The organism is Kocuria himachalensis (genome assembly GCF_054784195.1).
The window spans coordinates 14292-39335 of the sequence record NZ_BAAGPL010000024.1 but is presented as its reverse complement, the minus strand read 5'-3'; the positions used below and the strand labels follow the sequence as shown (position 1 = coordinate 39335).

Sequence of the window (25044 nt, the reverse complement as noted above, 5' to 3'; positions counted from 1 at the left end):
GGAGACGACCTCGGAGCGGTCCCCGCTCCACAGGGTGTGGTAGACGCCCTCGGCGTCGTCGACGCGCCGGTAGGTGTGCGCGCCGAAGAAGTCGCGCAGCCCCTGCGTCAGGGCCGCGTTGAGCCGGGGCCGGCGCAGCGAGTCGTAGTAGTTCAGCGTGGTGGCGAACACCGGTGCGGGGATGCCGCGCTCCACGGCCCGGGCCACGACGCGCCGCCAGGACGGCAGGGCCTCCTCGACGGCGGCCACGAACTCCGGGGCGAAGAGCAGGTTCAGCGGCTGCTTGTCCCCCTTGTACGCCTCCATGATGACCTCGAGCAGCTCGGCGCGGATGATGCAGCCCTCCCGCCACAGGCCCGCGATGGTCGCGAGGTCCAGGTCCCAGCCGTACTCCCGGCCGGCCATGGTGAGCATGTCGAGGCCCTGGGCGTAGCTGACCAGCTTCGAGGCGTAGAGGGCCTTGCGCACGTCCTCCACGAACCCGGGGTCGTGCACGACGTCCTCGGTGGTGCCCCCGATGCCGGCGGGCAGCACGCGTTGCGCCTCGAGGCGCATCTCCGGCTCGGCGGAGGACAGCGCCCGAGCGAAGACCGACTCGGCGATCGCGGTGACCGGGGAGCCGAGCTCGAGGGCCTCCTGGACGGTCCAGCGGCCGGTGCCCTTCTGCCCCGCGGCGTCGACGATCACGTCGATGAGGGGCTGGTCCGTGCGCGTGTCGACCTGGCGCAGCACGTGGGCGGTGATCTCGATGAGGTAGGAGGCCAGCTCGGTACGGTTCCACTGCTCGAAGACGTCGGCCTGCTCGGCCGGCTCGAGCCCGGCGACGGAGCGCAGCAGCTCGTGCGCCTCGCCGATGACCTGCATGTCGGCGTACTCGATGCCGTTGTGCACCATCTTCACGAAGTGGCCGGCGCCGTCCGTGTCGATCCAGGCGCAGCACGGCGTGCCGTCCTCCGCCTTGGCGGCGATGTCCTCGAGGAGGGGGCCGAGGGAGTCGTAGGACTTGCGGGGGCCGCCGGGCATGATGGAGGGCCCGAGCAGGGCGCCCTCCTCACCGCCCGAGACGCCGATGCCCACGAAGTCCAGGCCCTTCTCGGCGAGCTCGGCCTCGCGGCGCCGGGTGTCCTGGAAGTACGAGTTGCCGCCGTCGATGATGATGTCGTCCTTCTCGAGCAACGGCACGAGCTGCTCGATGACGGCGTCCACGGGGGCGCCGGCCTTGACCATCACCAGGATGCGGCGGGGGGTCTCGAGGGCGTCCACGAGTTCCTGCAGGGTCTCCGTGCGGATGAACGTCCCCTCGTCGCCGTGGGCGTCGAGCAGGGCGTCGGTCTTCTCGACGGAGCGGTTGTGGAGGGCGACGGTGTAACCGTGCCGGGCGAAGTTGCGGGCGAGGTTGGCGCCCATGACCGCGAGGCCGGTGACCCCGATCTGAGCTTTCTGTTCTGCTGCCATGCCCCCAGCCTACAAACTCCGGGCGAGGGCTTCGTCCGGTGCGCACGTATTGCCGCGGCTGGCCGGGGAGGAGTGCGTGGGCGGACCGACGGCGACGCCCGGAGGACGACCTCCGTCACAATCGCCGCTCGCCCACCGGGGGCCCTACATTTACATTAGTGCTGGAGCACGACGATCCGGGGGGCGGGGATGGACGCGTGGAAGAGAGCGCTGACGGGGGCCGTGGCCGCTGCTGCGCTGTGGTGGGGCGCCGGACTCGCACCGGCGGCGGCCGCCGACGGCCGGGTGGACCTGGTCCTCGGCACCAAAGTGGTGCTCGAGGAGGGGACGATCACCCAGGTCAGCGAGGGGGCGTCGCGGCTGTGCGGGGGCACGGCCTCCAGCTACACGACGCGGGCCCGGAAGGCGGATCGCCTGGGCACCGTCGTGGTCCTCTGCACCCGGCCCGGGAACAAACAGGTGTACTTCCGCTGACCGCGCTCCGCGCCGGATCCCGCAGGGGTGCGGCGGGCTCGTCGTGGGTCCTACCGGGATCGAACCGATGACATCCACGGTGTAAGCGTGGCGCTCTACCAGCTGAGCTAAAGACCCTGACAACCGGGTGGGCGGTTTCCGCAACCGCCGGCACCCGGTTCCCGAAAAGGCTACCCGCCGTGACGGATCGGTGCCGACCGGGGGCGGGCCCCCTCCGACGTGACGTTCACCATATTCGCCGGTCCGTCCTACGGCCGGGCGAGTCGCCGCTCGAGCCCCACCAGGAAGTCGCTCGCGGACGCGTCGACCTTCAGCCGCGCCGCGGCGTCGCCCCGGGTGCGCCCGTGGTTGACGATGACCACCGGCACGTCGGCGCGCACGGCGTGGCGGACGAAGCGGCGCCCCGAGTTCACGGTCAGGGACGAGCCCACGACCAGCAGGGCGTCGGCGGCCTCCACCATCCGCAGCGCGCGCAGCACCCGGTGCCGGGGTGCGTTCTCCCCGAAGAACACGACGTCGGGCTTCAGGACCCCGCCGCAGACCGGGCAGTCCGGCACCCGGAACCCCGCCGTGCGCGGCACCACGGCGTCGGCGTCCGGGGCGAACTCGATGTCGTCCGGGGACGAGATCGAGTCGTAGAAGCCGGGGTTGAGACCGTCGAACAGGTCGGAGAGCACGGCCCGGGGTATGAGGGTGGCGCAGCGCATGCACCCGACCTGCGTGTAGCGCCCGTGCAGGTCCACGACGTTGAGGGACCCCGCGGCCTGATGCAGGCGGTCGATGTTCTGGGTGACCAGACCGGTGACGGCCCCCGACTCCTCGAGACGGGCGAGGGCCGCGTGCCCCGCGTTGGGGCGGGCGCGGGCCAGGTGGCGCCATCCGTACTGGTTGCGCGCCCAGTAGTGGCTGCGCATGGCGGCGCTGCCCATGAACTCGTCGAAGGTCATGGGCGTGCGGGGGGTGGAGCCGGGGCCGCGGTAGTCCGGGATCCCGGAGTCCGTGCTGATGCCCGCGCCCGTCAGGACGGCGGTCCGCCGGCCGCCCAGCAGCTCGGCCGCCGCCGCCAGCCCCACCTCGAGCCCGGCGGCGTCGGGATCGGGGAACTGGTCCGGGTGCACAGGAGCGCCGTAGCCGGCGCGCACGGTGGGCATCGTTGCTCGTCCGGGACCGGGCCGGCCGGGCTCAGCCGTGCAGCTTGCTGAGGGCGGCACGGTAGGACTCGAGCTCCCGGGGCGTGCCGCGCTCGGCCCCGAAGGCGTCGACGACGACACCCGCCGCGTCCAGCACGAAGGTGGTCCGCTCCGCCAGACCGGCCACCGGGTCGAACACCCCGTAGCGCTGGGCCACCTCCCCGTGCGGCCAGAAGTCGGAGAGCAGGTCGAAGTCGAAGGACTCCTCCCGGGCGAACGCCCGCAGCGTGTACTTCGAGTCCACGGACACCGCGAGCAGCTTCACCCCGGCGTCGTCGAACACGGAGAGGCTGTCCTGGAGCCGGCACAGCTCGCCGGTGCACACCCCGGAGAACGCGAACGGGTAGAACACGATCGCCACGGGGCGGCCGCGGAAGGCGCTCAGGGTGACCGGCTCGCCGAACTGGTTGTTGAGGGTGAAGTCCGGGGCCGGGGCGCCGATCTCGAGCATGCGTGGTCTCCTCCGGTGGGGTCCGTGACGCCCGGTCAGACGTTGCGCTTGGGCATGAGCCGGGTCGCGGCCCAGTCCGCGCTGACGCGTGCGGTGGTGGTCACGTGCAGACCCGCCGTGGGCGCGGCCTCCTGGACCTCCGCGGGCGGCACGTAGCCGTCGCGCCCGGCCTTGGGGGTCAGCACCCAGACCACGCCGCCGTCGTCCAGGGTGGTGGTGACGTCCACCAGCGTGTCGACGAGGTCGCCGTCGCCCTCGCGGAACCAGAGGAGCACGGCGTCGACGACCTCCTGGTCGTCCTCGTCGAGCAGGTCCGACCCGATCACTTCCTCGATGCCGTCCCTCAGGTCGAGGTCGACGTCCTCGTCGTATCCGAACTCCTGGATGTAGTCGCCATCCTTGAAACCGAGCTGGACTACCGCGTCACCCGCGGTGGTCTTGGCCTCGCTCACTGTTCTTGCTCCTTCTGGGATCGGGCCGACGAACGACGACCGCGCACTGCGTACCGGTGCTGGGCTCCGCCTGCCCGTCGGCGGACCGCGGGGGCACGGTGGCGGGCCGGATACCGGCTTCACCGTCCAGACAACACCGGATCAGGGAGTCTTTCAAGCTCCCGCACGGTGAGCGCCTCCGAATCATGGGGGTGACGCGTGGGGTGACGCGCCGTGTGACGGCCCGCCCCGGGTGTGGAAGCATGGTCCCAACAGACACCCCGTACGCCCGAGACGGCCCCGGCGGCGCGATCCGCACGACGGGCCGGTTCCCGGACGTCCACCCGTTCCGGGTGGCGTCCGGTCAGCGGAACGGACAACGGGTATTTTGAGACTGTCGGACGACCCGGCCGCGTCCTCGCGCGCGCACCCGCCCGGGTTCCGTCGGGCAACTCGACGAAGAGAGGTTGAACGTGCCTTCATCCAGCAACCACCACATCCTCAGTGGCTTGACCAACAACCTGAAGGACTCCGACACCGAGGAGACCCGGGAGTGGATCGAGTCCTTCGAGGGCCTGATCGAGACGCAGGGCACGGAGCGCGCGCAGTACATCATGCGCGCCCTCCTCCAGCACGCCGGCGCGAAGAGCGTGGGTGTGCCGATGGTCACCACCACCGACTACGTGAACTCGATCCCGGTGGACCAGGAGCCGGAGTTCCCCGGTGACGAGGAGATCGAGCGGCGCTACCGCGCGTTCCTGCGCTGGAACGCCGCGGTGATGGTGCACCGGGCCCAGCGCCCCGAGATCGGGGTCGGCGGGCACATCTCCTCCTACGCCGGCGTGGCGACCCTCTACGAGGTGGGCCTCAACCACTTCTTCCGCGGCCCGGACCACCCCGGCGGCGGCGACCAGGTGTTCTGGCAGGGCCACTCGGCCCCCGGCAACTACGCGCGCGCCTATCTCGAGGGCCGGCTCACCGAGGAGCAGCTCGACGGGTTCCGGCAGGAGAAGACGAAGGCCCCGAACGGGCTGCCCTCCTACCCGCACCCGCGCTCCATGCCGGACTTCTGGCAGTTCCCGACCGTGTCCATGGGCATCGGCCCGATGAACGCGATCTACCAGGCCCAGTTCAACCGCTACCTGCACAACCGCGGGATCAAGGACACCTCCGAGCAGCACGTGTGGGCGTTCCTGGGCGACGGCGAGATGGACGAGCCGGAGTCGCGCGGCCTGCTGCAGCTGGCTGCCAACGACAAGCTGGACAACCTCACGTTCGTGATCAACTGCAACCTGCAGCGCCTCGACGGGCCGGTGCGCGGCAACGGCAAGATCGTCCAGGAGCTCGAGGCCTTCTTCCGCGGCGCCGGCTGGAACGTCGTGAAGGTCCTCTGGGGTCGCGAGTGGGACGAGCTGCTCGCCAAGGACGAGGACGGCGAGCTCGTCCGGATCATGAACGAGACCCTGGACGGCGACTTCCAGACCTACAAGGCCGAGTCCGGCGGGTTCATCCGCGACCACTTCTTCGGCAAGTCCCCGGCCACCAAGGAGCTCGTCGCGGACATGACCGACGACGAGATCTGGGAGCTCAAGCGCGGCGCGCACGACTACCAGAAGGTCTACGCCGCCTACAAGGCCGCGACCGAGCACGAGGGCCAGCCGACCGTGGTCCTGGCGCAGGGCGTCAAGGGCTACGGCCTGGGCAGTCACTTCGAGGCGCGCAACGCGACCCACCAGATGAAGAAGCTCACCCTCGAGGACCTCAAGGCCTTCCGCGACCACCTGCGCATCCCGATCTCGGACGAGGAGCTGGAGAGCGACCTCTACGGTGCCCCGTACTACCACCCCGGCAAGGACTCGCCCGAGGTCAAGTACCTGCTCGAGCGGCGCAAGGAGCTCGGCGGCTTCGTCCCGGACCGCCCGCACGAGCAGCACGAGATCGCGCTGCCGGCCGACGACGCGTACAAGTCCGCGAAGAGGGGCTCCGGCAAGCAGATGGCGGCCACCACCATGGCCTTCGTGCGGATCCTGAAGGACCTCCTGCGGGAGAAGGAGTTCGGCCACCGGATCGTGCCCATCGTCCCCGACGAGGCCCGGACCTTCGGCATGGACTCGTTCTTCCCCACGGCGAAGATCTACAACCCCAACGGGCAGAACTACCTCTCCGTGGACCGCGAGCTGATGCTCGCCTACAAGGAGTCCCCGCAGGGCCAGATCCTGCACGCCGGGATCAACGAGGCCGGCTCCGTGGCGGCGTTCACCGCCGCGGGCACCTCCTACGCCACCCACGGTGAGCCCATGGTGCCGGTGTACATCTTCTACTCGATGTTCGGCTTCCAGCGCACCGGCGACTCCTTCTGGGCCGCCGCCGACCAGATGACCCGCGGGTTCATCATCGGGGCCACCGCCGGGCGCACCACGCTCACCGGCGAGGGCCTCCAGCACGCCGACGGCCACTCGCCGCTGCTGGCCGCGACCAACCCCGCGGTCATCCACTACGACCCCGCCTACGGGTACGAGATCGCCCACATCGTGCGCCGTGGTCTCGAGCACATGTACGGCACGGGCGACGAGAACCACAACGTCATGTACTACGTGACGGTCTACAACGAGCCGTACCAGCAGCCGGCCGAGCCGGAGGGCGTGGACGTCGAGGGCATCCTCAAGGGCATCTACCTGCTCAAGCCCGCCGAGAACGAGGGGCCCCGGGCCCAGCTGCTCGCCTCCGGCGTGGCCGTGCCGTGGGCGCTCGAGGCGCAGAAGCTGCTCGCCGCGGACTGGGGCGTCTCCGCCGACGTGTGGTCGGTGACCTCGTGGGTGGAGCTGCGCCGCGACGGCCTGGCCGCCGAGAAGGACGCGTTCCTCAATCCCGGCGACGGGACGCGGACCCCGTTCGTGGCCCAGCAGCTGGCCGGGGCCACGGGCCCGGTCGTGGCCGTCTCGGACTTCAGCGCCGACCTGCCGGACAAGATCCGCCAGTTCGTCCCGAACGAGTTCGCGTCCCTGGGCGCCGACAGCTTCGGCTTCTCGGACACCCGCGCCGGCGCCCGCCGGCACTTCAAGATCGACTCCCACTCCATGGTGGTCCGTGCCCTGGAGATGCTCGCCAAGCGCGGCGAGGTCGACTGGCGCGCTCCCGGCGAGGCGATCGAGAAGTACGCGCTGAAGGACGTCACCGCCGGCACCTCCGGCAACGCGGGCGGCGACGCCTGAGCCGGGTCCTCCGTGCAGCACGGCGCCCCGTCCACCCGCGTCCGGGTGGGCGGGGCGCCGTCGTCGTCCCCGGGTCCAGGGGCGGCGATCCGGTGCTCTAAGCTCTGAGGCATGGCCGGACAGGACGGGAACACCACGACGCGCTGGCTGCGTCCCTCTCGCAGACGCTCCACCGACCGGTCCCGTCCCGTCGCCCCGCCCCACCCCAGGACGCTCGAGAACCTGAAGGCGAACCTGGGCGCGATCTCCACGGTCGCGACCCGCCGCCTCGAGACGGACCTCGGCTGGTTCGAGGAGCTGCGCGCCGACGAGCGCTCCGAGCTGGGTCTCGTGGCCCAGCGGGGCATCTCCTCGTTCGTGCGCTGGTACGAGGACCCGGAGGAGCCCCTGTGGGTGCTCACCCAGGTCTTCCGGGGCGCCCCCACGGACCTGACCCGGTCCATCTCCCTCCAGCACGCCCTGCAGCTGCTGCGGATCGTCGTCGACGTCGTCGAGGAGAAGGTCCCGGAGCTCGCCAAGCACCACGACGAGGCCGCGCTGCGGGAGGCCGTGCTGCGCTACTCGCGGGAGATCGCCTTCGCCGCCGCCGACGTCTATGCCCGCGCCGCCGAGAACCGGGGGTCGTGGGACGCCCGGCTGGAGTCCCTCGTGGTCGACGGGATCCTCCGGGGGGAGCACTCCGACTCGCTGCGCTCCCGCGTGGCGGCTCTGGGCTGGGCGTCGACGGGCCCGGTCACCGTGCTCACGGGCTCCGCCCCCGACGACGCCGGCCCGTCCACCGTGGCCCGGCTGCGGCGGCTCGCCGGCCGCCACGCGCAGGACTCCCTCGTCTCCATCCAGGGCGACCGGCTCGTGCTCATCCTCGGGGGGATGTCCGACCGGGACCTCGCCCTCGAGAAGCTGACGGCCGCCTTCGGGCCGGGACCGGTGGCCTACGGCCCGGAGTCCCCCACGGTCTTCGCGGCGGGCCGCTCCGCCCGGCTCGCCCACGCCGCCCTGTCCGTGGCACCGGCCTGGCCCGCGGCGCCCCGTCCCGTGCACTCCGAGGACCTGTGGCCGGAGCGGGCCATGGCCGGGGACGAGAGCGCGCGCACGGCGATGGTCGAGGCCGTGTACCGCCCGCTGACGCGCTCCGCGACCGGGCTCGTGGAGACGCTGTCCGCCTACGTCTCCGTCGGCCACTCGCTGGAGGCCACCGCCCGGGAGCTGTTCGTGCACGCCAACACGGTGCGCTACCGGCTGCGCCGGATCAGCGACCTCACCGGCTGGGACCCCCTGGTCCCCCGCGACGCGTTCGTGCTGCACTGCGCCCTCGTGGCGGGCCGGCTCGCGGACTCGTGCGCCCCCATCGACACGTCCGCCCCCGTCGTGGGGCCGGTCTTGTAGCATCCCTACAAACACCGCCCCCGTGCTTGGTGGCCTCCGGGCCACCGCCCGGGGACGCATCCTTGCGAAGCTGTAGCGGTGATCGCGATCCTCTGCCCCGGACAGGGCTCCCAGAAACCCGGCTTCCTCACCGAATGGCTCGACCTCGACGGCGTCCGCGCCCACCTCGAGGAGCTGGGCGAGGCCGCGGGGCTCGACCTCGTGCACTACGGCACCGAGGCCGACGAGAACACCATCAAGGACACCGCGGTGGCCCAGCCCCTCATCGTGGCCGCGGGCCTCGTGGCGGGCCGGCTGCTCGGCGACCGGATCGGTCCGGGCCGGGACGACCTCGTCTTCGCGGGGCACTCGGTCGGTGAGATCACTGCCTCCGCCCTGGCCGGCGCTCTCACGGAGGCCGACGCCATGGCCTTCGTGCGCACCCGGGCCAACGCCATGGCCGGGGCGGCCGCCGCCGTCCCCACCGGCATGAGCGCGGTGCTCGGCGGCAAGGAGGACGAGGTGCTCGCCGCCATCGAGGCCGCAGGTCTGACGCCCGCCAACGCCAACGGGGGCGGACAGACCGTGGCCGCCGGCACCCTCGAGCAGCTGGCCGCCCTCGCCGAGAACCCCCCGGCCCGCGCCCGGGTCATCCCTCTCAAGGTGGCCGGCGCCTTCCACACCGAGCACATGGCCCCCGCCCTCGAGCCCCTGCGCGAGCTGGTCCCCCGGCTCTCACCGGCGGACCCCGTGCACCCCCTGCTCTCCAACGCCGACGGCGGACCGGTGGCCGGCGGCGCCGCGAACCTCGACTCGCTCGTGGCCCAGGTCTGCCGGCCCGTGCGCTGGGACCTGTGCATGCGCACGCTCCTGGGGCGCGGCGTCGAGCAGCTGATCGAGCTGCCCCCGGCGGGCACCCTCGCCGGCCTGGCCAAGCGCGGCATGAAGGGCGTCCCGGCCCTCGCCGTGAACTCCGCGGCAGAGCTGGAGCAGGCCAGGAGTATTCTTGACTGACGTCCGCGCGCGCACCGTGTGCGCCGCCCGTCCCGAGGCCGGAGCAGCCGTTCCGCCCCGCCCAGCCGGCCCGTCCGCCCCGCCCGGCCGCACGAAGGAGCAACGACCCCTGTGGTGACCCTGAAGCAGCAACAGACCAACGCGCACTCCCGGATCCTCGGCCTCGGCGTCTACCGTCCGGACGTGGTCGTGACCAACGACGACGTCTGCCAGTGGATCGAGTCCTCGGACGAGTGGATCCAGCAGCGCACCGGCATCAAGACCCGGCACCGCGCCGCCGAGGACGTGAGCGTCCTCGACATGTCCGAGCACGCCGCCCGCGAGGCGCTGGCCGCCGCCGGCATCGAGGCCTCGCAGCTCGGGGCGGTCATCGTCTCCACGATCTCCTTCCCCTACCTCACCCCGTCCGCCGCCGCGGCCCTGGCCGACCGGCTGGGCGCCACCCCGGCACCGGCCTTCGACATCTCGGCGGCGTGCGCCGGCTACTGCTACGGCGTCGCCCAGGCCGACGCCCTCGTCCGCTCGGGAGCGGCCGACTACGTGCTGGTCATCGGGGTGGAGAAGCTCTCCGACGTCATCGACAACAGCGAGCGCTCCATCTCCTTCCTGCTCGGCGACGGCGCGGGCGCCGTGGTCATCGGCCCCTCCGACACCCCGGGCATCGGTCCGTCCGTGTGGGGCTCCGACGGCTCCAAGTGGGACGCCATCCGGATGACCCACCCGCTCACCGACATCCGGGCGGTGGAGCAGGGCCGCGAGCGCGCCCCGTCCCCCGATCTCCTCGACCCGGAGACCGGCCGGGTCCGCGAGGACGCCACCCTCTGGCCGACCCTGCGCCAGGACGGCCAGACGGTCTTCCGCTGGGCCTCGTGGGAGGTCGCCAAGCGCGCGCAGGAGGCCATGGACGTGGCCGGAGTGCAGCCCGAGGACCTGAGCGCCTTCATCCCCCACCAGGCGAACATGCGGATCATCGACCAGATGGCCAAGACGCTCAAGCTCCCCGAGTCCGTGGTCATCGCCCGGGACATCGCCGACTCCGGCAACACGTCCGCCGCGTCCGTGCCCCTCGCCACGCACCGCTTGCTCGCCGAGCATCCGGAGCTGTCCGGGAAGCTGGCCCTCCAGATCGGCTTCGGCGCCGGCCTCGTGTACGGGGCGCAGGTCGTCGTCCTCCCCTGACCTCCACCGGCGCGCGGGCCGGGCCCCGGCTCCTGCCCACGTGTCGGTGCCGCCGCGGGGCCCCGCGAGTCGTCGTAGGGTTGAACCGCACAACCGATGTCCCCCGGTCCGGCCCCACGGCCTGACCGGGACAGATGCACCCGGCACCTGCCCGGGGCGCACGTCACCACCGGCTGCTCCGGCAGCCGCAGAGAAAGGAAGCCACCATGGCGAGCAAAGAAGAGATCCTGACCGGCCTGGCCGAGATCGTCAACGAGGAGACCGGCCTCGAGACCGAGGCCGTCCAGCTGGACAAGTCCTTCACCGAGGACCTCGACATCGACTCCATCTCGATGATGACCATCGTGGTCAACGCCGAGGAGAAGTTCGACGTCACCATCCCCGACGAAGAGGTCAAGAACCTCAAGACCGTCGAGGACGCCGTCAACTTCATCGACAACGCCCAGGCCTGATCCGGCCGGTCGGTGCGGGGCGCGGCGGACCGCAGGATCCGCCGCGCCGCACCGACCCGCGACCGGGCGGGCCGCCCACCGCATCACCCCAGGACACGAGGAAGTGCAGTCATGACCCGCAAAGTAGTCGTCACCGGTCTCGGTGCCACCACCCCGATCGGTGGCACCGTCCCCGAGCTGTGGCGCAACGCCACCACGGGCGTCTCCGGTGTCAGAGCCATCGAGCACGACTGGGTGGACACCTACGATCTGAGCGTGCGGATCGCCGCGCCCGTCTCGACCCCCGCCAGCGAGGTGCTCACCCGGGTCGAGGCCAAGCGTCTGGACCCCTCCGGGCAGCTGTCCGTCATCGCCGCCCGTGAGGCGTGGGCCGACGCCGGCTTCTCCGGCAACAACGCCGAGTCCTCCGAGGAGGTCGATCCGGACCGCTTCGCCGTGGCCTTCGGCACCGGCATCGGCGGGGTCTGGACCCTGCTGGACGCCTACGACACCCTCCAGAAGCGCGGTGCCCGGCGCGTCATGCCCCTCACCGTGCCGATGCTCATGCCGAACGGCAACGCGGCGGCCGTCGGCATGGACCTCAAGGCCCGTGCCGCGTCCATCACTCCCGTCTCGGCGTGCGCCTCCGGCACGGAGGCCTTCTACCAGGGCATGAACCTCATCCGTTCCGGCAAGGCCGACCTCGTGGTGGTGGGCGGCGCCGAGTCCGCGATCCACCCCGTGACCATCGCGGCCTTCGCCTCGATGCAGGCGCTGTCGAAGCGCAACGACGAGCCCGAGCGCGCCTCCCGCCCCTACGACACGGCCCGCGACGGGTTCGTGATGGGCGAGGGCGCCGGCGCCGTGGTGCTCGAGTCCGAGGAGCACGCGAAGGCCCGCGGCGCGCGGATCTACGCCGAGCTCGCCGGCGCCGGCCTCACCTCCGACGCCTACCACATCACCGCACCCGACGAGGAAGGCCGCGGTGCGGCCCGCGCCCTCGCCGAGGCCATGGAGACCGGGGAGTTCGGGCCGGCCGACGTCAAGCACGTCAACGCCCACGCGACCTCCACGCCCAAGGGCGACGCCCCCGAGGCCGGCGCCCTGCGCCGTGCGTTCGGCGCGGCGGTCGACGACATGTGCGTCTCGGCGACCAAGTCGATGACGGGTCACATCCTGGGCGGCTCGGGCGCCGTGGAGGCCGTCCTCACCGTGCTCGCCGTCCACCACCGCACCGCACCGTGCACCATCAACCTGGAGAACCAGGACCCGGAGATCACCCTCGACGTCGTCACGGACGCCCGCGACCTCCCGTCCGGCGAGTTCGTGGCCGTGTCCAACTCCTTCGGCTTCGGCGGCCACAACGCGGTCGCCGCGTTCCGCACCGTCTGAGCGCACGCCGTCGGACGCACGAGTGAGGGCCGTCCCGCTGGTCGCGGGACGGCCCTCTCTCGTGCTGCGGGCCCCGTCGCCCCGGAGGCGGGGCGGGCCGTGGGTGCCCTCAGCCGACGCGGTGCAGCCAGCGCACCGGGGCGCCCTCCGCCGCGTGCCGGAACGGCTCGAGCTCCTCGTCCCAGGCCTCTCCGAGGGCGAGGGAGAGCTCGTTGATGACGAGCAGGGGGTTGCCGGCCGCCGTCTCGTAGGCGTAGCGGATCCGGTCCTCGGAGACCATGATGTTGCCGGCGGCGTCGGTGGTCGCGTGGAAGATCCCGAGGTCGGGGGTGAAGGACCATCGGGCACCGTCGTGGCCGCGGCACGGGTTCTCGGTGACCTCGAACCGGAGGCGGCCCATCGTGCGCAGCGCCGAGGCGAGGAGGGCGCCGGTACCGGCGGGCCCCGACCACTCCAGCTCGGCGCGCACGGAACCGGGCTCGGCGTTCTGCTGGGTCCACTCGAGCTCCGTGCGCTGGCGCGCGACCGACTCCAGCGCCCACTGGATGTGCGGGCACAGGGCTCGCGGAGCCGAGTGCACGTAGAGCACTCCGCGCGTGGTGGGTGAAGACATGACCTGTTCCTCCGTCGTGTAGGTACGTCTTCCCCGACGCCCTGCACGGAAGCGGTCCCACCCGTCGGGTCGCGGCGGGCGTGCCGCACCCGGACGATGCTGTTGTCCGGGCTCGCGTCCCGCCGCCGGGATTCGAGGCCCGGGCGGCGTCCGGTCGCCCGGGTGCCGCACCCGTCGCGCCGGCCGGTTCCGAGCTCGTTGCCGTGTCCGGGACGTCGAGTACAATACGCCACTCATTCAACTGCAAACATTCCACGGGCGTCAACCCGGGACGCCGTGCTGCCCCGCGATCCCCGCCCTGAGCGCACGTCAGGCCCGCGGGTGGGCCTGACGGTAGACCGTCCCCAGGCGGTCCACGGAGACGTGCGTGTAGATCTGGGTGGTCGCCACGGAGGCGTGCCCGAGCAGCTCCTGCACCGTGCGCAGGTCGGCGCCGCCGTCCACGAGGTGCGTGGCCGCCGAGTGCCGCAGGGCGTGCGGACCCCTCGCGGCGGTGTCGGGGACGGTGCCCAGCTCGCGCTCCACGACCCGCCGGACCTGTCGGGCATCGATCCGACCGCCCCGGGAGCCGAGGAAGAGCGCCGGCCCGCTGCCCGCGGCCGCCAGGACGGGCCGGCGGGCCAGCCAGAGCTGCAGCGCCTCGTCGGCGGGGCGGCCGAAGGGCACCGTACGCTGCTTGTCGCCCTTGCCGACCACAGTGAGGACGCGGCGGGAGCGGTCGACGTCGTCGACGTCGGCGCCCGTGAGCTCGCCCACGCGCGCGCCGGTGGCGTAGAGCAGCTCGAGCAGGGCACGGTCCCGGGCGACGAGCGCGGCGCCCGCCCCGCCGGTCGCGGGCGCGGTGGACCGCGCGGCGAGACCGTCGAGCAGCTCCCGCATGCCGTCGGCGGGCACGACGTCCGGGAGGTGGCGCCGGCGCCGGGGTGCGACGAGCCGGAGGCTGGGATCGGCGCCCACGAGTCCTGTGGCGGCGGCCCAGCCGAAGAAGCCGCGGACCGATGCCGTCCAGCGGGCCATGGATGAGCGGCCCGCCCCCTCGGCGTGCCGGGCGGCCAGCCACGCCCGGAGCATGTCCAGGTCCACGGCGGCCGGCGCGGCGACCCCGTACCGGGCGTGCAGCCACGCGAAGAGGGCGCGGAGGTCGCCGGTGTAGGCGTCCACGGTGTGGGGACTGCGGGCCAGCTCGTGCACCAGGTGGTCCGTGTACCGCTCCAGGGCCCGGACCACGGCCGTGGGCAGCGGGACGGCGTCGGCAGTCATGGGGCGATTCTAGCGACGGCGGCGCCAGCCCTCCCCCGCTCCCTCGGCCAGGCCGCGCTCCTCGAGCCGGCGCAGCCCGCCCAGCACCTCGCGGGCGGACAGTCCCGCGACGCGGGAGAGGTGGTCGGGGCGGCTGCGCACCGTCAGGGGCAGCGCGTCGAGGAGCACGCGGTCCCGGTCCGAGAGTCCGTCCACGACGGAGACCGGGGCGGGGCGCTCGGGCGCCGGCGCCGCCCCGAGCGGCTGGACGAGCTCGAGCACCTCGTCGACGTCCGTGACCAGGACGGCGGTGCCCTCCCGCACCAGCCGGTGGCACCCGGCGGAGGTGCCGGCGTGGACGCTGCCGGGCACCGCGCCCACCGGACGGCTGAGCCCGTCCGCGTGGTGGGCGGTGTTCTGCGCCCCCGACCGCCACCGGGCCTCGACCACCACCGTGCCGGCCGAGAGGGCGGCGATGATCCGGTTGCGCTGGAGGAAGCGGTAGCGGCTCGGCGTGCATCCGGGCGCGACCTCGGCCAGCAGCAGCCCGGTGGCCTCGACCTCGCGGAGCAGCTTCTGGTTGCCCGGCGGATAGAGGCGGTCGATCCCGCACGCCATGACCGACACTGTGGCCGGGCGCGCGGTGCCGGTGGCCAGCGCGGCCGAGTGCGCGGCCTGGTCGATGCCGTAGGCGCCGCCGGAGACGACCGTCCAGCCGCGGGCGGCCAGGGCGCCGGCGAGGTCCAGGGCGACCTGCCGGCCGTAGGTCGAGCAGTCTCGGGAGCCGACGACGGCGACGGAGCGGGCGGCGGGGAAGCCCAGGAGCCGCCGGTCGCCGCGGCCCCACAGGCCCACCGGCTGGAACAGCTCCAGGTCGGCGAGCGCCCCGGGCCAGTCGGGGTCCTCGGGGATCGCGAACCACGCTCCCGCCCGGTCGGCCACCCGCAGGTCCTCGGAGGGGTCGAGGTCGGCCGCCCGGGGGGCCCAGCGGGCCAGGGCGCGCCGGAGGTCGACCTGCCGGGGCCCGTATCCGGCCTCGGCCGCGGCCCGCACGAACGCCGGGTGCTCCTCGGCGCCGATGGGGCGCGTACCGGTGGCGATCTCGAGCGCGGCGACCGGTCCGAGCGCCGCGAGCAGCAGCATCGCCGAGGCGTCCGTGGGCTCCACGAGCCGGGACATCCCGGCCCGGGCCAGGAGGAGCGGGTCGTGGGCGGAGCGCGGGGCGGGCGGGGCGGGGTGCATGGCGGGGACCTTCCTGTCGCGGACGGGCGGGCGCGGCGGCGCTCAGGCCGGGACGAGGGAGCGGAAGTACAGGGCGGTGTCGACGTCGTCGGCGACCGGGGTCCCGCGGCCCTCGAGGTCGGCCAGCGTCCAGGCGACCCGGAGCACGCGCTGGTGCCCGCGGGCGGTCAGCGATCCCCGGTCCATGGCCCGTTCCAGCGGGGCGGTGACCGGGCGCGGGGGACGCAGGGCTCCGTGCAGGAGGCTGCCCCCGAGCTCGGCGTTGGTGCGCAGTCCCAGGCCGTGGAGGCGCTCCGCCTGCGCCGCCCGAGCGCGAGCGACGCGCCGGGCGATCTGCGCCGTGCTCTCCCCCTGTCCGGCCCCGGCGGCGAGCTCCCCGTAGGAGACCTTCGGCACGGTGATCTGCAGGTCGACCCGGTCCAGCAGCGGACCGCTCAGCTTGCCGAAGTAGTTGCGGCGTACCCGCGGGGTGCACGTGCAGTCGGCCCCGCGGCCCCCGGACTGCCCGCACGGGCAGGGATTCGCCGCGAGCACGAGCTGGAAGCGGGCCGGATAGACGGCCGAGGCCGCGGACCGGTCGATCACGACCCGGCCGTTCTCGAGGGGCTGGCGCAGCGCGTCGATCACCCCGCGGTCGAACTCGGGGGCCTCGTCCAGGAACAGGACGCCGCGGTGCGCCCGGGAGGCGGCGCCGGGCCGCGGGATGCCGGCCCCGCCCCCGAACAGGGCGGCCGTGGAGGCGGTGTGGTGCGGCGCCTCGAAGGGAGGCCGCCGGATGAGGGCCGTGCACCGCCCGGCGGCCCCGTTGAGCGAGTGGATGGCCGTGACCTCCATCGCGGCGTCGTCCTCGAGGTCCGGCAGCAGGCCGGGGAGCCGCTCGGCGAGCATCGTCTTGCCGGAGCCCGGCGGGCCGACCATGAGCAGGTGGTGCCCGCCCGCGGCGGCGATCTCCAGGGCCAGGCGGCCGTCGGTCTGCCCCGCGACGTCGGCGAGATCGGGGGCGGCACGCGGCGCGGGGTACGTCACGACACCGCCCGTCAGGGCACCGTCCGTCCCAGCGCAGTCCAGCGCGGCACCGTCGGGGACGGGTCCGGCGGGTGCCGGCCGGCACAGATCCGCGGGATCTGCTCCTGCGGCGGCGAGCACCTCCGCGAGGCAGGTGAAGCCCTGCACCCGTGCGCCGGGGACCAGGGCAGCCTCCGCCGCGTTGGCCACGGACACGACGATGCGCTCGTGACCCGCGCGCACGGCCGCCATGACCGCCGGCAGGATGCCCCGCACCGGCCGCAGCGCCCCGTCCAGGCCCAGCTCGGCCAGGAAGACGGTCCGCCCGGTCCCGGGCACGTCACCGGCGGCCTGGAGGGCACTCATCACGATGGCGAGGTCGAACAGCGATCCGCGCTTGGGCAGGGTCGCCGGGGTCAGGTTGACGGTGAGCTTGCGAGGGCTCAGCGGCATCCCGCTGTTGCGCGCGGCCGCCCGCAGCCGCTCCCTGGCCTCGTTGAGCGCCGCGTCCGGCAGACCCACGATGGAGAACGCGGGGAGGGTCTGCCCGATGTCCGCCTCGACCTCCACCATCGACCCGTCCAGTCCGACCAGGGCCACCGCCCACGTGCGCGCGAACCCCATCACCGAACCCCCGTCGCGAGTGCGGACGGATCTTGTGGGCTGCGCCCGGGGGCGGGGAACGGAAGGGGACGACGACGGTGCATGGGAACCTCCTGGTCCCCATGCTGGGCGGTTCCGGCGCCGGGCGGCAGGCCTGCAACCCCCGGCGGTGGAGAGGACGGCCGTGTCAGGCCAGCTCAGCCCCGCTGGGGAGCGAGGACGAGGGGGCCGGCGTCGCGGTGGGGGACGGAGTGGACGACGGAGCGCCGATCGAGGCCGAAGGCGTGGGCGCCGGTGTGGGCTCCGGGGTGGTGGTCGAGACCGAAGGCGTGGGCGCCGGCTCCATGGGCAGTGGCCAGTAACGACGCATGGTGGGCGTCGGCGTCGGCGTGGGCGAGGCGGATACGCCGCCCGCGGCGCCGCCCCCGGTCACGTCCTCATCGGTGTCGGGGTTCTCGGCGGGAGGGATCGAGGCCCCCGGCGGTGGCGTGACCGTGGGCGTGGGCGTGGGCGTCGGAGTGGGGGGCGGCGTCGGCTCCACCGGAACCACCGGGTCCATCGGCGGTGGTGGATCAACCGGATCCACCGGCTGCTGCGGCGGTGCCGGTTCCGGGACGGGGGCCGGTGCGGGCTCGGCCGTGACCGGCGCGGCCGGCACTCGCGGGGGTTCCGCGGCGGGGCGGGCGGGCTCCGGTGCCGGTTCCGCCTCGAGCCGCTCCCGGGGCGCCGGGCTCGGTGCTCCGGCCCGGTACTGGCGCTGCTCCGGTCCGTGCCCCACCGGGGCCGGGTCCTGGGCCCGGTCGTTCGGGTACGGGGACAGCTCGACGTCGTCGAAGCTCCGCGGCAGGTTCTCGAAGTCGCCGATCATGAGCTCCCGGCCCTTGGCACCGACCGGGACGGCGCCGGTGTACTGGGCGATCAGCTCGTGCGTGCGGGTGTCGAGCCGCGCCCCCTCCCGCGCATCCAGGGGCGAGCCGTCGGCGCCCCAGAAACCGCCCTCCCCGGAGCGGTTGGGGTCCCAGTCCGACAGGACCTCGGCGGCCGGCTCGAACGGGAACTGGCCGCCTTCGTGGCTGATCACCTTGAGGTCGTCGATCTGCACGGTGCGGGTGCCCTCGGTGTTGTCGATGTGCAGCTCGACGTAGGTCACCGGCTCCACGTTCAGGTCCCGCCGCAGCTGCTCGACCTCGTCGTCCGGGGCCGGCACGGTGGGCAGGTCGAAGGTGATGACCGCGCCCTCGTCGGTGGTGAGGGCGTAGGGGCCCGGGCGAAGACCGCTGGGAGCCGTGGTCACGGTGCCCGGCTGCGCGATCGCGTCGGGCTCCGAGGCCTTCAGCACGCCGCATCCGCTGGCGGTCAGCGCGACAGCCGCCGCGAGAGCCGCGGCGCGTCGGGGAGCGGCGAACGGTCCCGCAACGACCACAGCACACCTCCGTCGTTCTCCCGATCTTCGACGGTTCAACATTGGCACGTCCGACGAGGCATGTCACGCGGGCCGCGGGCGCGCCGCGTCTCATTGGAGCTGCCGCAGGACCTCGATCCCGGGCACTTCGTCGTGTGCGAAAGTAATTGCAACGGCATCGACCCTGACCATCCGCGGGTCGCGGTCGTGGGCCCGAGCCCAGGCGGCCGCCAGGCGGTGCAGACGAATGATTTTGTCCCGCGTAATGGATTCGAGCGGATGCCCGTACCGCAGGCTCGAACGGGTCTTCACCTCGACGACGACCACCCGTCCCTCGTGCTCCGCGACGAGGTCGGCCTCTCCCCGGAGACCGTCCCGGGAGGGCCGTGCGCGCCAGTTGCGCTCCAGCACGCGGTACCCCCGAGCCTCGAGGTGGGCGGCCGCCAGCTGCTCGCCGCGCGCGCCGAGCGCCTCGGACACAGGACACCTCCCTGCTCAGCGGCCGTCCCGACGGCAGCCGGGCGGGTGTCCCCATCGTGCGCCGTCATGGCCGCCCGCCGCGGGGTCCGCGGCGCCGTGTGCAGGCCGGATCAGGGTGCCGTGGGTCCCTCCGGCACGGGCCCGGCGGCGCCCGGCACCGAGAAGGGGTCCGTGTGGGCGAGCTCCTCCACGTTGACGTCCTTGAAGCTCATGACGTGCACGTGCTTGACGAACCGGGCGGAGCGGTAGACGTCCCACACCCACGCGTCCTTGAGCTCCACGTCGAAGTACAGTCCGTTCTTCGTCTCGACCGGCTCGATCCGGACGGAGTTGGCCAGGTAGAAGCGCCGGTCCGTCTCCACCACGAACTGGAAGAGCCCGGCGACGTCCCGGTACTCGCGGTACAGCTGCAGCTCGAGGTCCGTCTCGAAGTTCTCGAGTTCTTCGGCGCTCATGTCGTCCCGTCTCCGATCGTGCTCGGCCCGGCCGCGGGCGGCGCCGGCGTAAGCCGCCAGCTGAGCCGGTGGTGCGGCGTGGTCCCGTGCTCCTCGAGGGCGCGGCGGTGCCGGACGGCACCGTAGCCCTTGTTGCTGTCCCAACCGTACTGCGGCCACCCGCCCGCGAGCTCTCCCATGATCCGGTCCCGTTCCACCTTGGCGAGCACACTGGCCGCGGCGACGGACGCGCACGTCAGGTCCGCCCTCACCCGGGCCACCACGGTCCCGGACCAGTCGGGGCCGGGAGCGGGGACCGGCCCGGCGGCTCCGGCCGGGGAGGAGTCCTGCGGGAGCGAGAGCCAGTCGTGGCCGCCGTCGAGGAGCACGACGTCGGGCGGCGCGCCCTGCTGCGCCGCGGCCGCGACGGCCCGGCGTCCGGCGAGACGCAGCGCGGCCGTCAGTCCCAGTCCGTCGATCTCCTGCGGCGAGGCATGGCCGACGCCGGCGGCCGCGCACCACGCGAGGATGCGCGGGACGAGCGCTTCGCGCCGGGTGGGGCTGAGCAGCTTGCTGTCCCGCAGGCCGGGAACGCCGCGCTTGGTGCCGGGACGCAGGACGACCAGTCCGGCGGTGACCGGCCCGGCGAGGGCCCCGCGGCCCACTTCGTCCATCCCGCCGACGAGGCGCCCGTCCGGCGCCTGCAGGGACCGCTCGACGTCGAGCCCCGGGGCCCGGCCCCGGGGTGGCGCCGGGCGCCGGCCCCGCCGGGGCTCAGGGGCCACCGGTGGACCGGTCGGGGACGTCCGCGAAGACCTCGCTCGGGTTCTGCAGCAGCTGGAACCGGTCGAGCGGCCAGGCGATGACGAACGCGGTGCCCACGACGTCGTCGTGGCTGATGAACGTGCCGTTGTCCGCGATCTCGGCCAGGTGCACCCGGGCGTCGGCGGACGCGTCCCGGTGGTCGCCCAGCACGAAGTAGTGGTTCTCGGGGACCTCGACCTCGAACTCGAGCTCCGAGGGCGCGGACCCGGGGTGGAGGTAGGCGTCCTGCTCCTCGAGGGCATCGCCGTTGACCGTGACCCGCCCCGAGGCGTCGCAGCACACCACGGTGTCGCCCCCGACCCCGATGACGCGCTTGATGAGGTGCTGGTCCGTCCGGTCGGGCAGCACGCCGACGAAGGCCAGGGCGTCGTAGACGGCGTCCCTGGGTCCGCCCCCGCTGTCGGGCTGCGCGGGCAACCAGCCCTTGGCGTCCTCGAAGACCAGGATGTCGCCGCGCTCGAGGGGACCGAAGGTGGGCTCGAGCACGTTGACGAAGATGCGGTCGTTGAGCTGGAGGGTGTTCTCCATCGAGCCGGACGGGATGTAGAACCCCCGCACGAGGAGCGTCTTCACGACGAAGGCGATGAGCACGGCCCAGACCAGCACGAGGAGGATCTCCCGGACCGAGCCCCAGAGCGTGTCGGGACGCTGCTTGCGGGAGCGCCCGCCCCTCGAGCCCCGGCCTGCGCGGCGCGAGGGCGCGGGGTCCTGCCCGTCCTCGGCGCCGTCGAGGGGTGCTGTGGCGCGCTCCGCGTCGGCGGTGGGTGCTGCCGGGACGGGAACGGCGGCGTCACCCGGGGCACCGTGGTTCTCCTGGGGCACGCCGTCGCCGGCGGGCTGGGTCCTGTCGGCCACTGCTCTCGTCCTTCCTGGGCGGACGCCGGTGGGCGTCCGGTTCCGGATCCGTGCGGATCGCGTCAGAGCTGCCCGGCCCGGTCCCGGGGCCACAGAACAGCAATCGGTTCTCCGATGACCTTATCCGCTCGGACCAGTCCGCCACCGGGCGCGCCGAGCAGACTGCGCGAGTCCACCGACACCGACCGGTGGTCGCCCATCAGCCAGAGCCGGCCCTCGGGGACCACCGCGGTGAACTCGACCTCGCTGGGGCGGTCCCCGTCGAGGACGTAGTCCTCGGTGATCTCCTCGCCGTCGACCTCGAGGCGCCCGGAGGGACCGCAGCAGGCGACGGTGTCCCCGGGGGTGCCGACGACCCGCTTGAGGTACACGCTGTCCGAGCCGGTGAGCCCGCTCCACCGGCCGAGGCTCTGCAGGACCTGTGCGGGCCACGGGTCGTCGCTGCGCAGCGGGGCGAAGCTGCCCCGCCCGTCGAAGACCACGAGGTCGCCCCGTTCGAGGCCGGTCTCGTCGACCAGTTTGCCGACGAGCACCCGGTCCCCCGGTTCGACCGTGGGCTGCATCGAGTCCGACCCGATCCAGTAGACGTCCACCACGCAGGCGCGCAGCAGACCGGTGACCATGACGGCCACCAGGAGGGCGAGGACGACGGAACGCCAGCCCCGTGCTCGGGGCTGGCGTTCTCGCCGAACGGCGTGGGACCCGGTCGTGCGGGGGTCCCGTGCGCGGGTTCCGGTGGGCACCGAAGCGCGCGCCGTCCTACTTGCCGGACTTGCCGGACTTGACGGCCTTGCCGGACTTCGAGGACTTGGCCGTGGTGTTGTCGCGCTTCTCGCGGATGCGGGCGGCCTTGCCGTGGCGGTCGCGCATGTAGTACAGCTTCGCGCGGCGGACGTCACCGCGGGTGACGACCTCGATCTTCTCGATGACCGGGGAGTGCACCGGGAAGGTGCGCTCCACGCCCACGCCGAAGGAGACCTTGCGGACGGTGAAGGTCTCGTGCACGCCGGCGCCCTGGCGGCCGAGGACGAAGCCCTTGAAGACCTGGACACGGGAGCGGCTGCCCTCGACGATGTTGACGTGCACGTTGAGGGTGTCGCCCGGGCGGAAGTCGGGGACGTCGTTGCGCAGCGACTTGGCGTCGAGCTGGTCGAGAATGTTCATGGTGACTCTCCTGGTGAACGCCGCAGGTCGCTCACGTGGGTCGGCACGGATCCGTGGCGGCGGGGCGGTGCCCGGTCCGGGTGCGGAATCCGCAAGACGTGGTGACGGGAGCCCCGTGCGGGGTGCCCGGGTGTCCGGCTGTTGGTCGCTCATCCCCCTGCGGCAGGGGCGTGCCCAGCAGACACACAGCTGAACATTATGCCACAGGTTCCCCGGCGGCGCCGTCCCCGGCGCGCACCACGCGTCCGCCCGAGACGACCCAGCCCGCCTCGGCGAGGACGGCGCGGTCCGCGCGGTCCAGGCCGGTGGGGTCGAGGGACGCGACGAGGTCGGGGCGGCGGGCGGCGGTGCGCTGCAGCTGCCGGTCGCGCCGCCAGCGCGCGATCCGGCCGTGGTGGCCCGAGAGCAGGACCTCGGGGACCGGCCGGTCCCGCCACAGCGCCGGCTTGGTGTAGACGGGGTACTCCAGCAGCCCGTCCGCGTGGGACTCCTCCACGAGGGACTCGGGGTTGCCGACCACGCCGGGCACGAGCCGCCCGATGGCCTCGACCATGGCCAGCACGGCGACCTCCCCGCCGTTGAGGACGTAGTCCCCGAGGCTCATGGGGCGGACCTCGAAGTGCTCGCGGGACCAGTCGACGACGCGCTCGTCGATGCCCTCGTAGCGCCCGCACGCGAAGACGAGGTGCTTGCGCAGGGCCAGGTCGCGGGCGGTGGCCTGGGTGAAGACCTCACCGGCCGGGGAGGGCACGACCAGCACCGGCCGCTCCCCCGCGGCCCCGGGGCCGGCCGCGGGGCCGCCTCCGAGGACGGCGCCGAGCGCCGCGGCCCACGGCTCCGGCTTCATGACCATGCCGGCCCCGCCGCCGTAGGGGGTGTCGTCCACGGTGCGGTGCCGGTCGGTCGTGAACTCGCGCAGGTCCGTCACGGTCAGCTCGAGGAGGCCCTGCTGCCGGGCCTTGCCGATGAGCGAGAGGTCCAGGGCCGAGAGGTACTCGGGGAAGATGCTGACGACGTCGATGCGCATCAGCGCCCGTCCTCCGGCGCCCCGTCCTCGGGCTCCCCGGCGTCAGTCGTCCCGCCGTCGGGCTTGCCGCCGTCGAGGCCGAGCTCGAGCAGCCCCGGAGGCGGGGTCACCACGACGAAGCCCCCCTCGGGGTCGACGACCGGCACGATCTCCTCGACGAACGGGAGCACGGCCTCGCGCCGGCCCTCGTCGAGCTCGATCTCCAGCAGGTCCTGGACCGGCAGCGTGCGCAGACCGGTGACCACGCCGATCCGCGGCCCCGTGCCGTCCTCGGGACCGGTGCGCACCTCGAGGTCGACCAGCTCGTACTCGTACCACTCGTCGGCCTCGGGGTCCTCCTCGAGCGCCTCGGCGTAGAGGCGGGCACCGCGCAGGGTCTCGGCCCCGTTGCGGTCGGGGACCTCCTCGAGGGCCACCACGAGCACGGCCTTGTTCCAGCGCGCCCCGCGCACGGTGACCACGCCCTCGGGGGCGAGGGGGACGGACGGTTCGATCAGCAGCCGGGCGCCGGGGGCGAAGCGCTCCTCCGGGGCGTCGGTGAACAGCTGCACGGTGACCTCCCCCCGGATGCCGTGGGGTTTGCCGACGCGGGCGACCTGGACCTTCATGGAACTCCTGGGAGTCGGCGGCCGGGTGGCCGCGGGGACGGGGTGCGGTGGCAAGGGGGAAAAGCCGACGGTCCCCGCATCCGGTGCGGATGCGGGGACCGTGCGGGCGGCGGAACCGGACGCCGGGGCGTCCGGTGGGCGCCTCAGCGGGTGCGGTCGGTGTCGACGACGTCGATCCGGACCGGGCCGTCCTCGGCGAGCGCGCCCACGACGGTGCGCAGCGCCTTGGCCGTGCGGCCCTGGCGGCCGATCACCCGCCCGAGGTCGTCGGGGTGCACCCGGACCTCGAGGGTCTCCGACCGGCGCCCGCTCTTGACACGGACGTCGACGTCATCGGGGCTGTCCACGATCCCGCGGACCAGGTGCTCCAACGCGTCGGCGAGCATGACTACTCGGCCTTCTCGGCGTCAGCCGCGGGGGCGTCGTCGGACTCGGCAGCGGGGGCGGCCGGCTCGGCGGCCTTCTCGCCCTTGGGGGTGATGGCCTCGGGGACGATCACGGAGCCCTTGTCGGGGGCGACGAACTCGGCCTTGGGCTCACGCGTGCGGAGGGTGCCCTCGGCGCCCTCCTCGCCCTTGAACCGCTGCCAGTCGCCGGTCACCTTCAGGATGGCGGCGACGGCCTCGGACGGCTGGGCGCCGACGCCGAGCCAGTACTGGGCCCGGTCCGAGACGACCTCGATGTAGGAGGGGTGCTCGGTCGGGTGGTACTTGCCGATCTCCTCGATGACGCGGCCGTCGCGCTTCTTGCGGGAGTCGACGACGACGACGCGGTAACGGGGATCGCGCATCTTGCCCATGCGCTTGAGACGGATCTTAACAGCCACTGGTGTGGACTCTCCTGGTTCTGGGATGAGGTGAACGCCCTGGTCTCGCTCCCGTGGGGCGGGCCGGTCACAGGGGTTCTTCGGACACGAGAAACGTGCGGCGAGAGGGACCGCACGCGTCGAGTAC

At 73.2% G+C, this 25044-nt stretch carries 26 protein-coding genes and 1 tRNA gene; 7 read left to right on the top strand and 20 right to left on the bottom strand.

Features of this window, described 5'->3' with window-relative positions:
• A partial coding sequence (gene gndA, locus ACYVM4_RS16345; protein WP_460669219.1) for an NADP-dependent phosphogluconate dehydrogenase occupies positions 1-1455 on the bottom strand: 1455 nt, incomplete at its 3' end.
• Positions 1456-1644: 189 nt separating this feature from the next.
• Here gndA and ACYVM4_RS16340 point away from each other — a divergent pair.
• Positions 1645-1929, top strand: coding sequence for a hypothetical protein (locus ACYVM4_RS16340; RefSeq protein WP_368819924.1), 285 nt, complete (start codon positions 1645-1647; stop codon positions 1927-1929).
• Positions 1930-1973: 44 nt separating this feature from the next.
• On the opposite strand, the gene ACYVM4_RS16335 is transcribed toward ACYVM4_RS16340, so the two are convergent.
• From ACYVM4_RS16335 to ACYVM4_RS16320, 4 genes are all read right to left on the bottom strand, one after another.
• Positions 1974-2046, bottom strand: a tRNA-Val gene (locus tag ACYVM4_RS16335).
• A gap of 131 nt (positions 2047-2177) precedes the next feature.
• Entirely contained in the window at positions 2178-3080 is a 903-nt protein-coding gene (locus ACYVM4_RS16330) for an NAD-dependent protein deacetylase (RefSeq protein ID WP_460669218.1), read from the bottom strand.
• Between the two features lie 31 nt (positions 3081-3111).
• The gene (locus ACYVM4_RS16325; protein WP_460669217.1) at positions 3112-3570 is read right to left on the bottom strand and encodes a peroxiredoxin; all 459 of its coding nucleotides are present in this window, start codon (positions 3568-3570) and stop codon (positions 3112-3114) included.
• Positions 3571-3605: 35 nt separating this feature from the next.
• Positions 3606-4022, bottom strand: a complete 417-nt coding sequence (locus tag ACYVM4_RS16320; protein WP_298585098.1) for a DUF3052 domain-containing protein — start codon at positions 4020-4022, stop codon at positions 3606-3608.
• Positions 4023-4474: 452 nt separating this feature from the next.
• On the opposite strand from ACYVM4_RS16320, the gene aceE reads away from it, so the two are divergent.
• From aceE to ACYVM4_RS16290, 6 genes are all read left to right on the top strand, one after another.
• On the top strand, positions 4475-7213 hold the full coding sequence (aceE, locus tag ACYVM4_RS16315; RefSeq protein WP_460669216.1) for a pyruvate dehydrogenase (acetyl-transferring), homodimeric type: 2739 nt from the start codon (positions 4475-4477) through the stop codon (positions 7211-7213).
• A 111-nt stretch (positions 7214-7324) separates the two neighbouring features.
• Positions 7325-8599 carry a PucR family transcriptional regulator gene (locus ACYVM4_RS16310; RefSeq protein ID WP_460669215.1) on the top strand — a complete coding sequence of 425 codons (1275 nt, stop codon included), beginning with the start codon at positions 7325-7327 and terminating at the stop codon, positions 8597-8599.
• A gap of 78 nt (positions 8600-8677) precedes the next feature.
• A complete protein-coding gene (locus ACYVM4_RS16305) occupies positions 8678-9592 on the top strand; it encodes an ACP S-malonyltransferase (protein ID WP_460669214.1) in 915 nt (304 codons plus the stop codon).
• Between the two features lie 111 nt (positions 9593-9703).
• Entirely contained in the window at positions 9704-10771 is a 1068-nt protein-coding gene (locus ACYVM4_RS16300; RefSeq protein ID WP_460669213.1) for a beta-ketoacyl-ACP synthase III, read from the top strand.
• Between the two features lie 206 nt (positions 10772-10977).
• Complete coding sequence (locus ACYVM4_RS16295; protein ID WP_017833742.1) at positions 10978-11223, top strand: acyl carrier protein; 246 nt, start codon at positions 10978-10980, stop codon at positions 11221-11223.
• Between the two features lie 111 nt (positions 11224-11334).
• Complete coding sequence (locus ACYVM4_RS16290; RefSeq protein WP_368822151.1) at positions 11335-12594, top strand: beta-ketoacyl-[acyl-carrier-protein] synthase family protein; 1260 nt, start codon at positions 11335-11337, stop codon at positions 12592-12594.
• Between the two features lie 109 nt (positions 12595-12703).
• Here ACYVM4_RS16290 and ACYVM4_RS16285 read toward each other — a convergent pair whose 3' ends face one another.
• The 15 genes from ACYVM4_RS16285 to rpsP form a co-directional block, all read right to left on the bottom strand.
• Positions 12704-13207: a DUF3145 domain-containing protein gene (locus tag ACYVM4_RS16285; RefSeq protein WP_344123215.1), complete on the bottom strand. Its 504-nt coding sequence runs from the start codon at positions 13205-13207 to the stop codon at positions 12704-12706.
• A 309-nt stretch (positions 13208-13516) separates the two neighbouring features.
• Positions 13517-14467, bottom strand: coding sequence for a tyrosine recombinase XerC (locus ACYVM4_RS16280; protein ID WP_460669212.1), 951 nt, complete (start codon positions 14465-14467; stop codon positions 13517-13519).
• Between the two features lie 9 nt (positions 14468-14476).
• Complete coding sequence (gene dprA / locus ACYVM4_RS16275; protein ID WP_460669211.1) at positions 14477-15688, bottom strand: DNA-processing protein DprA; 1212 nt, start codon at positions 15686-15688, stop codon at positions 14477-14479.
• 42 nt (positions 15689-15730) lie between these two features.
• On the bottom strand, positions 15731-17317 hold the full coding sequence (locus tag ACYVM4_RS16270) for a YifB family Mg chelatase-like AAA ATPase (protein WP_460669210.1): 1587 nt from the start codon (positions 17315-17317) through the stop codon (positions 15731-15733).
• A gap of 166 nt (positions 17318-17483) precedes the next feature.
• Positions 17484-18635, bottom strand: coding sequence for a hypothetical protein (locus ACYVM4_RS16265; RefSeq protein ID WP_460669209.1), 1152 nt, complete (start codon positions 18633-18635; stop codon positions 17484-17486).
• A 174-nt stretch (positions 18636-18809) separates the two neighbouring features.
• Complete coding sequence (locus ACYVM4_RS16260; protein WP_460669208.1) at positions 18810-19178, bottom strand: YraN family protein; 369 nt, start codon at positions 19176-19178, stop codon at positions 18810-18812.
• 110 nt (positions 19179-19288) lie between these two features.
• The gene (locus ACYVM4_RS16255) at positions 19289-19633 is read right to left on the bottom strand and encodes a DUF2469 domain-containing protein (protein ID WP_368822157.1); all 345 of its coding nucleotides are present in this window, start codon (positions 19631-19633) and stop codon (positions 19289-19291) included.
• Positions 19630-20397 carry a ribonuclease HII gene (locus ACYVM4_RS16250; protein WP_460669207.1) on the bottom strand — a complete coding sequence of 256 codons (768 nt, stop codon included), beginning with the start codon at positions 20395-20397 and terminating at the stop codon, positions 19630-19632. Before ACYVM4_RS16250 ends, ACYVM4_RS16255 begins: the two co-directional genes overlap by 4 nt.
• Positions 20387-21292 carry a signal peptidase I gene (lepB, locus tag ACYVM4_RS16245; protein ID WP_460669206.1) on the bottom strand — a complete coding sequence of 302 codons (906 nt, stop codon included), beginning with the start codon at positions 21290-21292 and terminating at the stop codon, positions 20387-20389. Before lepB (ACYVM4_RS16245) ends, ACYVM4_RS16250 begins: the two co-directional genes overlap by 11 nt.
• Positions 21293-21354: 62 nt before the next feature.
• Positions 21355-22035, bottom strand: a complete 681-nt coding sequence (gene lepB, locus ACYVM4_RS16240; protein ID WP_368822161.1) for a signal peptidase I — start codon at positions 22033-22035, stop codon at positions 21355-21357.
• Positions 22036-22051: 16 nt separating this feature from the next.
• Positions 22052-22456: a 50S ribosomal protein L19 gene (rplS, locus tag ACYVM4_RS16235; protein ID WP_368822162.1), complete on the bottom strand. Its 405-nt coding sequence runs from the start codon at positions 22454-22456 to the stop codon at positions 22052-22054.
• A gap of 196 nt (positions 22457-22652) precedes the next feature.
• The gene (gene trmD, locus ACYVM4_RS16230; RefSeq protein ID WP_460669205.1) at positions 22653-23483 is read right to left on the bottom strand and encodes a tRNA (guanosine(37)-N1)-methyltransferase TrmD; all 831 of its coding nucleotides are present in this window, start codon (positions 23481-23483) and stop codon (positions 22653-22655) included.
• The gene (gene rimM / locus ACYVM4_RS16225; protein WP_460669204.1) at positions 23483-24091 is read right to left on the bottom strand and encodes a ribosome maturation factor RimM; all 609 of its coding nucleotides are present in this window, start codon (positions 24089-24091) and stop codon (positions 23483-23485) included. Before rimM ends, trmD begins: the two co-directional genes overlap by 1 nt.
• Positions 24092-24234: 143 nt before the next feature.
• Positions 24235-24477: an RNA-binding protein gene (locus ACYVM4_RS16220; RefSeq protein WP_017833757.1), complete on the bottom strand. Its 243-nt coding sequence runs from the start codon at positions 24475-24477 to the stop codon at positions 24235-24237.
• A 2-nt stretch (positions 24478-24479) separates the two neighbouring features.
• Positions 24480-24917 (bottom strand): 30S ribosomal protein S16, encoded by a 438-nt coding sequence (gene rpsP / locus ACYVM4_RS16215; RefSeq protein ID WP_368822165.1) that lies wholly within the window; start codon positions 24915-24917, stop codon positions 24480-24482.
• Positions 24918-25044: the final 127 nt, after the last annotated feature.

Bases quoted from the DNA above. Each gene is read 5' to 3' on its own strand.
- dprA (WP_460669211.1), bottom strand. From the start codon at position 15,688: ATGCACCCCGCCCCGCCCGCCCCGCGCTCCGCCCACGACCCGCTCCTC.
- ACYVM4_RS16285 (WP_344123215.1), bottom strand. From the start codon at position 13,207: ATGTCTTCACCCACCACGCGCGGAGTGCTCTACGTGCACTCGGCTCCG.
- ACYVM4_RS16220 (WP_017833757.1), bottom strand. From the start codon at position 24,477: ATGCTCGCCGACGCGTTGGAGCACCTGGTCCGCGGGATCGTGGACAGC.
- trmD (WP_460669205.1), bottom strand. From the start codon at position 23,483: ATGCGCATCGACGTCGTCAGCATCTTCCCCGAGTACCTCTCGGCCCTG.
- ACYVM4_RS16255 (WP_368822157.1), bottom strand. From the start codon at position 19,633: ATGAGCGCCGAAGAACTCGAGAACTTCGAGACGGACCTCGAGCTGCAG.
- ACYVM4_RS16325 (WP_460669217.1), bottom strand. From the start codon at position 3,570: ATGCTCGAGATCGGCGCCCCGGCCCCGGACTTCACCCTCAACAACCAG.
- ACYVM4_RS16290 (WP_368822151.1), top strand. From the start codon at position 11,335: ATGACCCGCAAAGTAGTCGTCACCGGTCTCGGTGCCACCACCCCGATC.
- ACYVM4_RS16340 (WP_368819924.1), top strand. From the start codon at position 1,645: ATGGACGCGTGGAAGAGAGCGCTGACGGGGGCCGTGGCCGCTGCTGCG.
- ACYVM4_RS16330 (WP_460669218.1), bottom strand. From the start codon at position 3,080: ATGCCCACCGTGCGCGCCGGCTACGGCGCTCCTGTGCACCCGGACCAG.
- ACYVM4_RS16280 (WP_460669212.1), bottom strand. From the start codon at position 14,467: ATGACTGCCGACGCCGTCCCGCTGCCCACGGCCGTGGTCCGGGCCCTG.
- ACYVM4_RS16295 (WP_017833742.1), top strand. From the start codon at position 10,978: ATGGCGAGCAAAGAAGAGATCCTGACCGGCCTGGCCGAGATCGTCAAC.
- rplS (WP_368822162.1), bottom strand. From the start codon at position 22,456: ATGAACATTCTCGACCAGCTCGACGCCAAGTCGCTGCGCAACGACGTC.
- ACYVM4_RS16270 (WP_460669210.1), bottom strand. From the start codon at position 17,317: ATGGGGTTCGCGCGCACGTGGGCGGTGGCCCTGGTCGGACTGGACGGG.
- rimM (WP_460669204.1), bottom strand. From the start codon at position 24,091: ATGAAGGTCCAGGTCGCCCGCGTCGGCAAACCCCACGGCATCCGGGGG.
- ACYVM4_RS16310 (WP_460669215.1), top strand. From the start codon at position 7,325: ATGGCCGGACAGGACGGGAACACCACGACGCGCTGGCTGCGTCCCTCT.